The organism is Coprococcus sp. RTP21281st1_F1_RTP21281_210402 (assembly GCF_040915325.1).
Taxonomy (GTDB): Bacteria; Bacillota; Clostridia; order Lachnospirales; family Lachnospiraceae; genus Coprococcus; species Coprococcus aceti.
Window position 1 is genome coordinate 207,740 of sequence record NZ_JBCPDQ010000004.1, and the last position, 14,588, is coordinate 222,327.

Annotated in this window: 11 protein-coding genes; 10 read left to right on the plus strand and 1 reads right to left on the minus strand. The window is 45.5% G+C overall.

The annotated features are described in order from the left end of the window. Window positions 1–120: 120 nt before the first annotated feature. Window positions 121–1,023, plus strand: a complete 903-nt coding sequence (locus AB5150_RS07035) for a deoxyribonuclease IV (protein ID WP_368291615.1) — start codon at window positions 121–123, stop codon at window positions 1,021–1,023. 558 nt (window positions 1,024–1,581) lie between these two features. Here the strand turns inward: AB5150_RS07035 and AB5150_RS07040 are convergent. Next, complete coding sequence (locus AB5150_RS07040) at window positions 1,582–3,105, minus strand: Mur ligase family protein (RefSeq protein WP_015533743.1); 1,524 nt, start codon at window positions 3,103–3,105, stop codon at window positions 1,582–1,584. A 402-nt stretch (window positions 3,106–3,507) separates the two neighbouring features. Between AB5150_RS07040 and AB5150_RS07045 the strand changes: the two genes are divergently transcribed. From AB5150_RS07045 to AB5150_RS07085, 9 genes are all read left to right on the plus strand, one after another. Beyond that, window positions 3,508–4,284 carry a ZIP family metal transporter gene (locus AB5150_RS07045; RefSeq protein ID WP_055273076.1) on the plus strand — a complete coding sequence of 259 codons (777 nt, stop codon included), beginning with the start codon at window positions 3,508–3,510 and terminating at the stop codon, window positions 4,282–4,284. Window positions 4,285–4,457: 173 nt separating this feature from the next. Further along, window positions 4,458–5,759 (plus strand): phosphopyruvate hydratase, encoded by a 1,302-nt coding sequence (gene eno, locus AB5150_RS07050; protein ID WP_055146761.1) that lies wholly within the window; start codon window positions 4,458–4,460, stop codon window positions 5,757–5,759. A gap of 193 nt (window positions 5,760–5,952) precedes the next feature. Next, the gene (locus AB5150_RS07055; protein WP_015533746.1) at window positions 5,953–6,876 is read left to right on the plus strand and encodes a DnaJ C-terminal domain-containing protein; all 924 of its coding nucleotides are present in this window, start codon (window positions 5,953–5,955) and stop codon (window positions 6,874–6,876) included. Between the two features lie 148 nt (window positions 6,877–7,024). Continuing rightward, the gene (locus AB5150_RS07060) at window positions 7,025–7,732 is read left to right on the plus strand and encodes a sce7726 family protein (RefSeq protein ID WP_368291558.1); all 708 of its coding nucleotides are present in this window, start codon (window positions 7,025–7,027) and stop codon (window positions 7,730–7,732) included. A 10-nt stretch (window positions 7,733–7,742) separates the two neighbouring features. Beyond that, entirely contained in the window at window positions 7,743–9,731 is a 1,989-nt protein-coding gene (locus AB5150_RS07065; RefSeq protein WP_368291560.1) for a TIM-barrel domain-containing protein, read from the plus strand. A 104-nt stretch (window positions 9,732–9,835) separates the two neighbouring features. Continuing rightward, the gene (locus tag AB5150_RS07070; RefSeq protein WP_004850024.1) at window positions 9,836–10,639 is read left to right on the plus strand and encodes an HAD family hydrolase; all 804 of its coding nucleotides are present in this window, start codon (window positions 9,836–9,838) and stop codon (window positions 10,637–10,639) included. A gap of 224 nt (window positions 10,640–10,863) precedes the next feature. Then, window positions 10,864–11,571, plus strand: a complete 708-nt coding sequence (locus tag AB5150_RS07075; protein ID WP_368291562.1) for an ABC transporter ATP-binding protein — start codon at window positions 10,864–10,866, stop codon at window positions 11,569–11,571. After that, window positions 11,564–14,047, plus strand: a complete 2,484-nt coding sequence (locus tag AB5150_RS07080) for an ABC transporter permease (RefSeq protein ID WP_368291564.1) — start codon at window positions 11,564–11,566, stop codon at window positions 14,045–14,047. The genes AB5150_RS07075 and AB5150_RS07080 overlap by 8 nt, the downstream gene beginning before the upstream one ends. 64 nt (window positions 14,048–14,111) lie before the next feature. Continuing rightward, window positions 14,112–14,588 (plus strand): response regulator transcription factor (locus AB5150_RS07085; RefSeq protein ID WP_368291565.1); only part of this gene is annotated, 477 nt, incomplete at its 3' end.

Here is a 14,588-nt window from a genome sequence, read left to right on the forward strand (position 1 = left end):
CTACATAATATATGGTAAAATTAGAAAAAGCTATTTATTGATTGTAGCGGCAGCGTATTGTGCAGTCGGCGAGGATAGAGTAAACTGAAACCAGTTTAGAATGAATGGAGATAAATTATGTTGAAATTAGGATGTCATGTGGGTATGTCGGGCAAGGAGATGATGCTAGGCTCAGTGAAGGATGCTGTGGCATTTGGCGCAAATACATTTATGCTCTACACAGGCGCACCACAGAATACGAGACGCAAAGATATGTCGGAGCTTAGGATACAGGAGGCACATGAACTCATGGTTCAGAACGGCATAGAGGAGTTCGTGGTCCATGCGCCGTATATAATCAACCTTGCAAATACTGTGAATCCTGCAATCTATGAGATTGCAGTGGAATTTCTTGCAAAGGAGATTGACAGGGCGACAGCGATGGGATCACAGACCATAGTCCTTCATTCGGGCTCACATGTAGGAGAGGGCGTGGACAAGGGAATTGCAAGCATAGTAAAGGGCCTGAATGAAGTCCTGACCGCGGACACCGCATGCCACATAGCTCTGGAGACCATGGCGGGAAAGGGCAGTGAGATTGGAAGAAACTTTGAGGAGCTTGCGCGAATCTATGATGGAGTGAGTCATAATGACAAGCTTCGTGTGTGCTTTGACACTTGTCACACCAGCGATGCGGGCTACGACATCATACATGATTTCGATGGAGTCGTGGAGAAGTTCGACAGACTCATCGGCAAAGATCAGATAGCCGTGTTCCATATGAACGACAGCAAGAACGAACCGGGAGCGGCTAAAGACAGACACGAGAACTTTGGGTTTGGCAAGATCGGCTTTGAGCCACTCATGTACATCATGAACCATCCGGACTTCATGGAAGTCCCAAAGATCCTGGAATCCCCATACATCAAAGACCCGGAAAACAGCAAGAAAAGCTACGAGCCGTTCAAACGGGAGATAGCAATGATCCGAAATGGAAAATTCGATCCGAAGATGAGGGAGAAAGTGGTGGAAGATAACAGATAAAAAAGGAGTTCTACTTAGTAGAACTCCCTGAATGTTTTCTTTCGGCATCTCTGCCTATCCGGGTTTTGGTAAACAAACAACCCTTATGAAGCTCAGCCATGCACTGTTTCCCGGAACATCACACGCATCATCACTTTACAGCCTGCTACGACTATTAAGTTTACGTCAGTCTGATAGGCAACTCCTGTCACCTGCATAACAGCGCTTTCGCCCCGTTTCTAGTATTCATTATAAGCTGAGCCGCAAGAAAGGCAATAAACCTGTGGTTTATCATTGCATATCTAATGTTCAGTCAAAACACAGGTAATCAGCCATTCATCTGCTTCAAAAACTATAATAAAAGAGATGTATGTTGTGTATGGGCTATCGGTAGTGAAGACTGCCGAGCTTCAGGATTTTCCTGCCGAGCTGAAGACCGCAGCGCCCTTATCGCGGTCGTAAGCGAGTGCAAATGGAAAATTCTGAAGCGACAGCAGTCGAACGTGATAGCACATACACAACATACATCTCTTTTTTCATGAACTGAATACAGATGAAGGACTGATTACCGTCCGTCCCTTACTTCTCCGGATGCTCCGTCAGCCAATGCTCGATAACCTGCGCATCAGAGTGACACTGCACAAAAGTTCCGTTGATTCTCTGGGTACTCTCAATACCCTTTCCAGTCGTGATGACAAGCTCGCCAGGCTGAGCCTCGTCGAGGGCTCTTGTGAGAGCCTGCTCCCTGTCAACGATTATATAGCAAGGCTTTGTGATGTACTGCTTGATCTCCTTGCAGATCTCCTCACAGGACTCAAAGCCCGGATCCTCCATGGTGAGAACAACCTTGTCGGCATACTGCTCAGCAAGTCTTCCCATATCCTCACGGCGCTTCTTGTAACGCTCACCGCCACAGCCGAATACAACGGTTATAGACTTTGGCTTCATGGTCTTTTTAACCATCTCATACAGTCTGTACATGCTTATATAGTTGTGTGCGTAGTCGATCATAAATGTGCGATCCTTCCAGTGATATACCTGTAGTCTTCCCGGAACATATACATCTCTGATGCTGCTTCTGATCTGATCATTTGGAATGCCAATGAGAAGAGAGGAGATGATGGCGGCAACAATATTTTCAACATTGTAATCACCGATCAGGTTGGTGTTGTATGCTCTGTTCTCTCCTCCGTATATAAGCTCAAAGTAGCTGTTATGGTCTGTGAGATCTTCATTGTGGATGCTGGCGAAGTCAGTATCCTTTTCAAAGAAATCGTCATCCCTTGACATGAGCTTTTCAATTGATTCCTTGCTTCCGTATACAACAACGTGCTTGTCTCTTACTTCATTATATATAGTCTCAAAATATCTTGTGTCACTGTACAGCACAACGTTGTCGCACTGCTTCAGGAAGGATACCTTGCATCCGAGATAGTCCTCCATGGAGGCGTGCTCTGTCGGGCTGATGTGATCGTAGTCGATATTGGTAAATACTCCGACCTTGTAGTGCTCTCCGTAGATACGGTTCATCTTCATGGCCTGGGAAGAAACTTCCATTATACAGTGTGTACAGCCTTCATCTACAGCCATGTCGAAGTATGTCTGGAGTTCAATAGGCTCAGGTGTGGTGAGAGTGGTCTCAAAAACCTTTGTTCCAACATCAATCTCATGGGTTGAGAATGCTGAGCATCTGTTGTCGGTGTATTTGTCCAGTATATCCTTCATGACAAATGTAACTGTGGTCTTTCCCTTTGTTCCGGTGATTCCGACCTTGGTCATGTTATCGCCTGGATTGCCGAAGAACCATCTGGCAGCAAGAGCCATGGCCTTTCTTATATCATTTACAATAATATAAGGAATGTCCACGTCGTCGTACTTTTGCTGTGACAAATATACGATGGCGCCCTGTGCGATGGCTGATTTCAGGTAATCCTCCTTAAATGAGGCACCCTTGCACACGAAGAATGTACCTGGGACCACATCCTTGGAATTGATGGTTATATGGGAAGGAGTGATGTCTTTGCAATCCTCCGAATATTCAGTTATAAGATCCTGCCTGCTTAAAATATCCAATAAAGCTGTAAATTGTAAATTCTCTTTCATACTTTTCCCCTTGGAATGTGTCTTTTATTGTATTTGTACGGACTTATGATCCGTACGACTAAATGTATCACTTATTATGCTTTCTATAAATAATTATGTCAAATAAAAAATACTCAGATCATTCGTTCTGTTCTCTTCATATTTATCTCCATTTGCATACAAATATATCCAAGCTGGTACAACCATGCCTATTATAGCATAACCTCAGGTATTATAGCACTTAAATTGTCGAAATGCGAAGCATTTTGGCCCGGTATTGATAACTTCTATCATATGCAAAAACTTGTGTTGACAAAGTACGCCTGTTCAATTAAATTGTAGTCGCAATTTAAAAAAATGAACTAATGAAGAGGTTATACGAATATAGTATAGACAGAATACATATTATAAAGAGGTGATGAAATGTCAGAGTTCATAACATTATTTATACCATTTGCCGGAACAACACTGGGAGCGGCCATGGTTTTCCTTATGAAAGATAAGATATCCCCGCTTGTGGAGAAGGCTCTGCTCGGGTTTGCGGCGGGGGTCATGATCGCGGCGTCCATATGGTCACTGCTCATTCCGTCCATAGACATGGCGGAGGCACAGGGAAAGATAGCGTGGCTGCCGGCACTTATCGGATTTGCTCTTGGAATCATATTCCTGCTTGTCCTTGACACGGTGATACCTCACCTTCATCTGGAAAGTGACAAACCGGAGGGCGTCAGGTCAAAGCTTCAGAAGACGACCATGATGATATTTGCAGTCACGCTCCACAATATCCCCGAGGGCATGGCTGTGGGCGTTGTGTACGCCGGCGCAGCCATGGGCAATATGGGCGTGTCCATCACAGGTGCATTTGCACTTTCCATAGGAATCGCTATACAGAACTTCCCGGAAGGTGCAATTGTGTCCATGCCGCTTGTTGGCGAGGGCATGAGCAAGAAGAAGGCATTTCTGTATGGAACGCTGTCCGGAGCTGTGGAGCCGGTCGGAGGGTTCCTCACGGCACTGCTGGCTGTCCAGGTCACACCACTTCTTCCGTATTTCCTTGCATTTGCGGCGGGAGCCATGCTCTATGTGGTCATAGAGGAGCTGATACCTGAGTCTCAGGCGGGCGAGCATACCAATATAGGAACCATCGGTGCGGCGGTGGGCTTCGCTCTTATGATGGTGCTGGATGTGGCACTCGGATAATGACGAAAAATGCTAAATGATAAAATATGAGCAACTACTCATGTTGATTTTAAATGCAAGTTAGTTTAAACTAACATCGTAGATCATGTGAGCTCCTGTACCCTCTGTAAACTGCTGAATCGGAGGGTCAGCAGGGGTTATACTCGCGCGACGAAAGGAGAAATATAAAAATGATGAATTATCTTGAGATTGAAAAGGTAATAGGAAGAGAGATCCTTGATTCAAGAGGAAATCCAACAGTTGAGGCGGAGGTGTATCTGGCAGATGGAACAGTAGGTCGTGGTGCGGCGCCAAGTGGAGCTTCCACAGGTGAGTTTGAGGCACTTGAGCTTCGTGATGGAGACAAGTCAAGATACCTCGGCAAGGGTGTTCAGAAAGCAGTAGAGAATATAAATACTACTATAAATGACGTACTTACAGGAATGGATGCGTCTGATATATATGCAGTTGATGCAGCAATGATCAAGGCTGATGGAACAAAGGACAAGTCAAACCTTGGAGCAAATGCTGTCCTTGCAGTTTCAATCGCAGCAGCAAGAGCAGCTTCAATCTCACTTGACATTCCTCTTTATAGATTCCTCGGTGGAATCTCAGGAAACAAGCTTCCAGTTCCAATGATGAACATCGTAAACGGTGGATGTCATGCTCTGTCATCAGGGCTTGACGTTCAGGAGTTCATGATCATGCCAGTTGGCGCTCCATCATTCAAGGAGTGTCTGAGATGGTGTGCAGAGGTATTCCACGCACTTGCAGGAATCCTCAAGGAGAGAGGCCTTGCTACATCAGTAGGTGATGAGGGTGGATTTGCCCCGGCACTTAAGTCTGACGAGGAGGCTATCGAGACAATTCTCGAGGCTGTAAAGAAGGCTGGGTATGAGCCGGGTAAGGACTTCAAGATCGCTATGGATGCTGCTTCATCAGAGTGGAAGAGTGAGAAGGGCAAGGGCTGGTACAAGCTTCCAAAGGCTGGAACAGAGTATACAGCAGAGCAGCTCATCGAGCACTGGGCAAAGCTTGTTGAGAAGTATCCTATCATCTCAATCGAGGATGGTCTCGATGAGGAGGATTGGGAAGGATGGCAGAAGCTCACAGCAAGACTTGGCGACAAGGTCCAGCTTGTCGGTGATGATCTGTTTGTTACAAATACAGAGAGACTTGCAAAGGGTATCGAGATGGGATGCGCAAACTGTATCCTTATCAAGCTCAACCAGATCGGCTCAGTATCAGAGACACTAGAGGCTATCAAGATGGCTCATAAGGCTGGATACACAGCAATATCATCACACAGATCAGGTGAGACAGCTGATACAACTATCGCAGATCTCGCAGTAGCACTCAACACATGCCAGATCAAGACAGGTGCTCCTTCAAGATCAGAGAGAGTTGCAAAGTACAACCAGCTCCTCAGAATCGAAGAGCAGCTTGGCGACTCAGCTGTATATCCTGGAATCAAAGCTTTCAACGTAAAGCAGTAGGATAATAGCATTAGCCATACGAATGCATCTCCACTGGTGGAATCATCGGCGGAGGTGCTTTTTTTATACTTTAATTAAATAAAAAAATGACTAAAAATTGCCAGATAATATGTGTGTATTTTAACATTAAAAATATGGAATCACTTGACAGATAGTGTTAAACTATACATAGGCTTATCGGGAGGTAGGAATCATGGCTTCAAAAAGAGATTATTATGAAGTTCTCGGCGTATCAAAGACAGCCACAGACGCTGAGATAAAAAGAGCATATAGAACCCTGGCGAAGAAATACCACCCGGACACGAATCCTGGCGATGCGACGGCTGCAGAGAAGTTTAAGGAGGCCTCTGAGGCCTACGCGGTACTGTCTGATGCCGAGAAGAGGAAGATGTATGATCAGTTTGGAATGGCTGCATTCGATGGCTCCGGTGGAGCCGCCGGTGGTGATCCATTCGGAGGCGGAGGCTTCCACTTTGAGGGTGGAGACTTCGGTGATATGTTTGGCGATATATTTGGCTCGTTCTTTGGCGGCGGTGGCCGCTCACAGAGAGGTGGATTTGGCGGATTCGGTCAGGGAAGCTTCAATGCGCGGGGCAGAGATATGGAGGCAAGTGTCACGGTAGATTTTGATGATGCAGTATATGGTTGCGACAAGACTCTGTCGTTCAATGATGGACGGGGAGGAAGTTCCCAGTTCACTGTACACATTCCGGCGGGTATAGACAACGGCGGTGTGATAAGACTGGCTGGCAAGGGATATCCCGGAACCGGCAAGGGTCAGCCTGGAGATATGCTGCTGAAGGTCAATGTAAGAGATAAGGCAGGTTATGAGAGAAAGGGTCTGGATATATACACCACGGCTCTTGTGCCATTTGACACGGCAGTTCTCGGTGGAGAGATATTGGTCCACACCATGTTCGGTGATGTGAAGTGCAAGATAGCACCGGGTACTCAGTCGGGAAGCAAGATAAGGCTTCGTGGCAAGGGTGTTCAGGCAAGGGGTGGCAATACCCATGGAGATCACTATGTGACCGTGAGAATTGCAGTTCCAAGGAACATTTCACCAGAGGCGAAGGATGCGCTTAAGAAGTTCACAGAGCTTGTGAACAAGGGCTGATAATATTATGTTCACATAGAAACCAGGGCGGAAAGCTCACTTTATGAGCGGTCTGCCCTGGTTTTCTCAGCTAAAGCGGGAGATTCTTGACTTTGCAGACAAAAATACATATAAAGATTACTTTAAACAATTGATTTCAGGAGGGAAAATGTTATTAGATAAAGATATACGAGAACCCCTGTTTGATTTCCTTGAGGAGCGATATGGCAAGGTGCGTATCCTTGAGGAGAAGACCGTCGGAAACTCCCGTGCGGATGTGGTAATGGTCATTCCAGACAAGATAGTGGGAATCGAGATAAAAAGTGATGCGGATACATACACGCGGCTGGAGAGTCAGGTAGCAGACTATGATCTATATTTTGACCAGAATATCGTGGTGGTGGGAAGTACACATGCAGGTCATGTGGCAGAGCATGTGCCGGACTACTGGGGGATCATATCTGTTGAAGAATATGATACAGGCAGCAAGCCAGATGCAGAAGGCCTGGAGGATGGAGTGTCAGACAAGCTGACTCACAAGATCGATTTCTATGTGGTAAGGGAGATGCAGCCAAATCCGAAGGCTGATTTACTGCGCACGATCCGTGTGCTGTGGAGACCGGAGCTTGCGCACATCCAGGAGACATACAGCCTGCCGATGTATAAGGGAAAGAGCAAGGATTTTGTGAGAACCCTCATAGTTGACAGACTTCCGGCGGAGATCGTGCACCATGAGATAAGTGAGATCCTGTTCGAGAGGGATTATGCCGCCATGATCGAGCAGATACAGGAGTTCAGAAAGGCACAGGCGGCAAAGCGCGGCAAGACGGTCAGGAGAAAGAAAAAGAGATACAGAAGAAAAAAGAAAGATGCATAGAGGTGACAGCATGATAAAGAAGTATACATACGGAAAGCCATTTCAGACAGAATCAGTAGTGGTAGATATCGCAGCAGAAAAAGGACAGCCAGATCACGGCAATATAGACTTAACAGCCGGATTTTCGTACACATTTGGTCTTGAGGACAGTGATATAGTGTATGGCCTTGGCGAGGCGAACAGAGGAATCAACAAGAGAGGCTACAAGTACATAAGCAACAATGCAGACAATCCGCATCATCACGAGGATGTATACTCACTGTATGCATCACACAACTTTATTATAGTTTCAGGAGCGCAGACATTTGGCCTGTATTTTGACTATCCATCCACGATCACATTTGACGTGGGATATACGAAGTGCGATGAGCTGCACATTTTCTGTGACAGCGCAGATCTGGATATCTATGTGATAACAGGTGACAGCCCATATGATATCACGAAGCAGTTCAGGAAGATGATCGGAAGGAGTTATATCCCGCCAAAGTTTGCATTTGGATTTGGACAGAGCCGCTGGGGATACAAGACACCGGAGGACTTTGAGACGGTGGCGAGAAAATACAGAGAGAACCACATCCCGATCGATATGGTCTACATGGATATAGATTACATGGACAGCTATAAGGATTTCACCATAAATGACGACTTTGGCGATTTTTCGGAGTATGTGGAGAATCTGAAAAAGGATAATATACGCCTGATCCCGATCATCGATGCCGGAGTAAAGATTGAGGAAGGTTACGATGTGTATGAGGAGGGCGTGGCAAATAACTACTTCTGCAAGAGAGCAGATGGAAGTGATTTCGTTGCGGCGGTATGGCCGGGATATACACATTTTCCTGATGTGCTGAACCCTGAGGCGAGACGATGGTTCGGTGCAAAATACAAGATCCTCACGGATGCAGGTATAGAGGGCTTCTGGAATGACATGAATGAGCCGGCGATCTTCTTCACCCCGGAGGGCGTGAGCGAGCTGAAGAAAGCTATGAAGAAGTTCATTGAGAAGGACGAGACTGTGGACGATGTCTGGGGCATCTCGGGTATGGCGGCAGGTGTTGCCAACAATCCGAAGGATTACGCATCTATGTATCACAATGTGGATGGGGAGATGGTGCGTCACGACAAGGTTCACAACCTCTTTGGATATAACATGACAAGGGCGGCAGGCGAGGCGCTTCGCGAGATCTCACCGGATGAGAGACGACTTTTGTTCTCCAGATCGTCTTATATAGGGATGCATCGTTATGGCGGCGTCTGGATGGGCGATAACAAATCGTGGTGGTCACACATCCTGCTCAACATCAAGATGCTTCCGTCCATGAATATGTGCGGTTTCCTGTATACGGGCGCGGATCTCGGTGGATTTGGATGTGACACATCCAGAGACCTTCTTCTCAGATGGCTCGCACTCGGCGTGTTCACTCCGCTCATGCGCGACCATTCTTGTGAGGGTACAAGAGATCAGGAGTGCTATCAGTTTGAGCATATAGAGGATTTCAGGAATGTGATCGGTGTCCGTTACCGATTGCTTCCATATATATACAGCGAGTACATGAAGGCTGCCTTGACGGACGACATGATGTTCAAGCCGCTGGCATTTGAATATCCAGATGATAAGATCGCAGCCCATGTGGAGGATCAGCTCATGCTGGGAAATGAGATCATGATCGCGCCGGTTTACACGCAGAATGCCATCGGAAGATATGTGTATCTGCCGGAGGATATGATGCTTGTAAGGTTTACGGCAGACGGAGCAGTTGAGCAGACGGAGATGCCTGCAGGACATCACTTCGTGGAGGTTCCGGAAAATGAGGTCATCCTGTTTGTAAGAAACGGCAAATGTATACCTGTCGTGGATGTGGCGGAGTGCGTAGCGGATATCGACAAGACTACAATGCAGCTGATCGGCTACAGGAACAGCAGCTATATGCTGTACGATGATGACGGTTATACAAGAGAGTATGATCTGGAGAAGAACAGTGCGCTCTTATTTAAATAAGATGCATGGCAAGGGATAAGCTGGCAGAGGCATGGTTAATATATAATATTACCTAATAGACATCAGAGAATATAACATTAGAGAATCTACAAGGAAGAGAAGACATGAAGAACGTAAAATTAATAGCATCCGACATGGATCACACACTGCTTATGGAGAATGGAAAACTCCCGGATGGTTTCTTTGATTACATTGATAGGCTGGATGAGAAAGGGATTCGTTTTGTTGTAGCCAGCGGAAGACCTATGTACACCCTGAGGGACATGTTCGGAGACAAGATGGATAAGATGGTGGTCATCGGGGATAACGGTGCGGCTATTTCCAATTGCGGCAAGATCATATACAAGAGCCTGATGGATGTGGAAGAGTACCAGAGTATGATACGCTTTGTGGAAGACGAGACGGATGGTGTTGCTGTACTGTGTGCCCTATCCGGAGCATATGTCCTGAAAAAATATGAGAAGTATGCGAAGTTTTTCAAAGCATTTCTAAGTAATCTTGTGTTTGTTGATGATATGAGAAGCCTTGACGTCGAGTCCAATAAGTTTACGATATTTGCTCCGGATAAGGATGCCGCTGTGAAGTACAAAGAGATCTACACGCCACGTTTTGGAGATAACTTCTCAGTCACTGTGGGCGGAAGAGAATGGATCGACATCATGAATAAAGGTATCAATAAGGGAATGGCCATGAGAAAGATCGGAGAACTTTTAGGTATTGATACCAGTGAGATGATGGCATTCGGCGACAACTTCAACGATGCGGAGATGCTGAAGACGGTATATTACAGCTATATCGTGGCAAATGCGCAGCCTGGCATGGAGAAGTTTGCAAGATTCCGCGCCCCATCCAATGAGGAACGGGGAGTGCTACAGGTTATGGAGCAGGTGCTGGCAGCCAACTTGTAGGCGGAGTATAGAAACAGACATAAATAATGGATAGGAATCAAAGACTCAGTCTCTTATTAACAGGGGCTGGGTCTTTTAATATATTGATAATGTAAGCAGTGACCACTAAATCTTAATATTAAATGTAATAAGATTGTAAGATGTGGATGTTAGAATAAAACCATCAAGTAGATCAGACAAAGAAATGGCAGAAAATGAAAAAGGAATGAAAAGGAAGAGGTATCATGAATATATTATCAACCCACAATCTTACAAAGACATACGGAACAGGAGACAATGTCGTGCATGCGCTTACAGATGTGTCACTTGATATTGAAGAGGGAAAATTTGTATCTATCATAGGCGGTTCGGGAAGCGGAAAGTCAACACTTCTAAATCTCTTAGGAGGTCTCGACAGGCCAACATCAGGAGATGTTATACTGGACGGCAAAGCTATTTTTGAAATGGACGATGAGGCACTTACGATATTCAGAAGACGAAAGATAGGATTTGTCTTCCAGAATTACAATCTGGTGTCGATATTAAATGTGTACGAGAATATAGTGCTTCCGATCGAGCTGGATGGAACGAAGATAGACACTGTGTATGTAGATAAAATTATGGATGTGCTCGGCTTATCGGAAAAGAAATTTTCCATGCCTAACCAGCTGTCAGGAGGCCAGCAGCAGAGGGTTGCGATAGCCAGAGCGCTGGCAGCAAAACCTTCTATCATATTGGCTGATGAGCCGACAGGCAATCTGGACAGCAAGACCAGCATGGATGTCATTGCACTGTTAAAGCTGACTGGTAAAGAGTTTGCACAGACGATAGTGATGATTACTCATAATGAAGAGATCGCAACCATGGCAGACCAGATGATACGGATCGAAGATGGCAGGATCTTCTCAGCAGGAGTACCAGATGGGGCAAATGGGGGTGAGAAGGATGCTTAGAAACAATAACCAGGCGGCGGTGAGCAGGATATATCATCGAATGTTGAAGCAGAATAAAGTGCGAAATGTAATTGTTATTCTGGCGATCGTTCTCACAACATTTATGTTCACGGCTGTATTTACATTGGGATTTTCCATAGCTAAAAATCTTAACCAGATGCAGCTCAGACTTCAGGGAACAAGATCTTCTATATATATGGAGCATCCATCTGAAGGTCAGATAAATGATATAAAGTCCTGTCCGTCACTTCTTGCGGCGGGAATACAGATCGATGCACAGACGGTAAGCACGGAATCAGGCAAGTACAGTTATCTGCTTCAGTATGATGATGATACGGAATTTAATGAGAATCTGAAACCTGCCATAACCGATATAAATGGCAGTTATCCGAAGGATGAGAATGAGATAATGCTCACAAAGCAGATACTTGGCAATATGGGTATCACGTCGCCAAAGGTTGGTCAGAACGTTACTTTGGTGATGGATGGTGAGAGGAAAAATTTTGTGCTCTCAGGCTGGTACACAGGATTTGCCAAGAGCAGCGTATGCCTGGTGTCAAAGAAATATGTGGATTCCCAGGGAATAGATATGCAGAAAGATGGACGTGTCAGTATCTCCGCAAAGGAGGGCAAGGGTGATAAACTCCAAGATGAACTTGAAAAGAATGTTACTTTGAGGCATGACCAGAAGTTTGACGTGAAATATGATGTTCAGTCTGAAAATGGTTCAAACCGTGTTTTTATAGCTATAAGTATAGGCATTATAGCTCTTATGATACTCCTTAGTGGATATCTTCTTATATATAATGTAATGTATATATCTGTTACAAAGGATATAAGATTCTATGGAATGTTGAAAACCATCGGAGCCACGATGTCCCAGATACAGAAGATAGTGAAAAAACAGGCACTATATCTGGCTTGTATAGGAATTCCGATAGGTGTACTCCTTGGAACGGCGGTGTCATTTGGCGTTGTTCCTCTTGCTATGAACATGCTGTCGGTAGACAGGGAAGGTGCACTTTCATCGGCGGTCAGTTTCAATCCGGGAATATATGTATTCTCCGTGGTATTTGCATTTGTAACTGTATTTATAAGTGCAAGGAAACCGGCAAAATATGCCGGGAAGATATCTGCAATCGATGCGATGAAATATGCTGGAAATATATCGGGAACAAGATATAAGTCCACCAGTGGAGGAAGGCCCTGGAAGATGGCATGGAGGAATGTGTTTCGTGAAAAAAAGAGAAGTATACTTGTGTTCGCATCAATATTCATGGGTTCAGTTACATTTCTGTGTGTGAATACATTTATATCATGCATGGATGCGGACAGTTATATAGAGCACTATATTCACAATGATTATGTGCTATATGGCGACGGAGAATCAGATAACTCTAAGCCTCAGGCGACCATGGCAGACATCGCGGATCAGATGCGAAACATTCCAGGTATGGGTAATGTAGAGGTGGACAGAAGCGCAAATGTAAGACTGCCATTTGATGCTGAACTTTATGCACCGTTTATTGAGACCGAGGATGACCCGGAATCTCTTGCGACATTTTATGAGACAACGACCAACAGTGAGGCACAGTATGGGGCACCGCTGATATCGGTCAATTCAGATATGATAAAGCTCTACAACAAAACTGCCAGACAGAAGATTGATATAGATGCATTCGAAAAAGGAGAGGTATGTCTGATAGGTTATGTAGATTCCATATCAGCGTCGGAGCGGATGACGGATAAGACTCTGACACTTGTAAATGACCAGACGGGCAGGAAGAGACAGATCTCAGTCGGTGTAGCCATGATGAGAACAGAGCGGTCAGCAATCACCGCCGGATATTACTGGGTACTTGGTGGAGCTCCGGAGGCGATATTTGTGAGTGATGCGGTGATGGATGATCTGTTCCCGGATGCGGAGATCTCATGCATCATTGCGGATGCGGAGAAAGGAAAAGAATCAGAAGTGACACCATATGTACAGCGCATCGTAAAGGAAAATCCAGTCATAGCCGGGAGTGATATCAAGTCGGTGGAGGGCTCGGAATTCAAGAAGTCTATGCTGTCGCTTGAGGTGATAGGCGGTGGAATGTCGATCATATTGATACTTATCGGAGTGGTGAATTATATCAATGTCATGATCACCGGTGTATATACGAGAAAACTGGAACTGGCAGTGCTTGAGAGCGTTGGAATGACAAAGAGGCAGATACGTAATATGCTTATGTACGAGGGCATGTTTTATGGTATTATAACAACAGTACTTATTGTGACGCTTGGAAGTCTTATGATGTATGGAGCTGGCCGGCTAAGTGTGAATATAGCCGATTATGCAGTGTTTAATTATCCGTATGCACTTGTTGCCGGAGTCGTTGTTGTGCTGTTTGCTATATGCATTGTGGTTCCGGCGATGGTGTTCAGACTTGTGACAAAAGATACGGTGACAAGCCGGCTGAGAGAAGCATCATAGATATTGGGCAGATCGGGAGTCGTGAAAATGATATGGAATCAGCATGTAATTGATAGGAGAAAGTATGAAACGTATTTTGGTCGTGGAGGATGATGTGATCATATGTGGAGGTGTGAAGCTATTCCTTGAAAAGAGGGGATACGAAGTTGAAACTGCGTACTCATGCAAGGAGGCGGATGGCTGTCTGGAACATGGCTTCGATCTGATATTGCTTGACAGAAACCTTCCCGATGGAAGGGGCCTTGACTACTGCAGAGAACTGAGAAAAAGCACAAAGGTCCCGATCATCTTCCTCACGGCAAGAGATACGGAGGCTGATATGATAGAGGGGTTCCGGGCCGGCTGCGATGACTATATAGCGAAGCCGTTTTCCGTGGAACTTCTGTATCAGCGGATAGAGGCAGTCCTTCGAAGAAGTGAAAATGCACTGGATGGGGTAAAGCGCGAACGTTTTCATTATGGGGATATGAGTGTTGACTTTGAACGGATGCAGGTGTACATATCGGATGAACCTGTAAAGCTGTCCGTTACGGAATACAGG

Bases quoted from the DNA above. Each gene is read 5' to 3' on its own strand.
- AB5150_RS07065 (WP_368291560.1), top strand. From the start codon at position 7,743: ATGATAAAGAAGTATACATACGGAAAGCCATTTCAGACAGAATCAGTA.
- AB5150_RS07060 (WP_368291558.1), top strand. From the start codon at position 7,025: ATGTTATTAGATAAAGATATACGAGAACCCCTGTTTGATTTCCTTGAG.
- AB5150_RS07055 (WP_015533746.1), top strand. From the start codon at position 5,953: ATGGCTTCAAAAAGAGATTATTATGAAGTTCTCGGCGTATCAAAGACA.
- AB5150_RS07070 (WP_004850024.1), top strand. From the start codon at position 9,836: ATGAAGAACGTAAAATTAATAGCATCCGACATGGATCACACACTGCTT.
- AB5150_RS07045 (WP_055273076.1), top strand. From the start codon at position 3,508: ATGTCAGAGTTCATAACATTATTTATACCATTTGCCGGAACAACACTG.
- eno (WP_055146761.1), top strand. From the start codon at position 4,458: ATGAATTATCTTGAGATTGAAAAGGTAATAGGAAGAGAGATCCTTGAT.
- AB5150_RS07080 (WP_368291564.1), top strand. From the start codon at position 11,564: ATGCTTAGAAACAATAACCAGGCGGCGGTGAGCAGGATATATCATCGA.
- AB5150_RS07040 (WP_015533743.1), bottom strand. From the start codon at position 3,105: ATGAAAGAGAATTTACAATTTACAGCTTTATTGGATATTTTAAGCAGG.
- AB5150_RS07075 (WP_368291562.1), top strand. From the start codon at position 10,864: ATGAATATATTATCAACCCACAATCTTACAAAGACATACGGAACAGGA.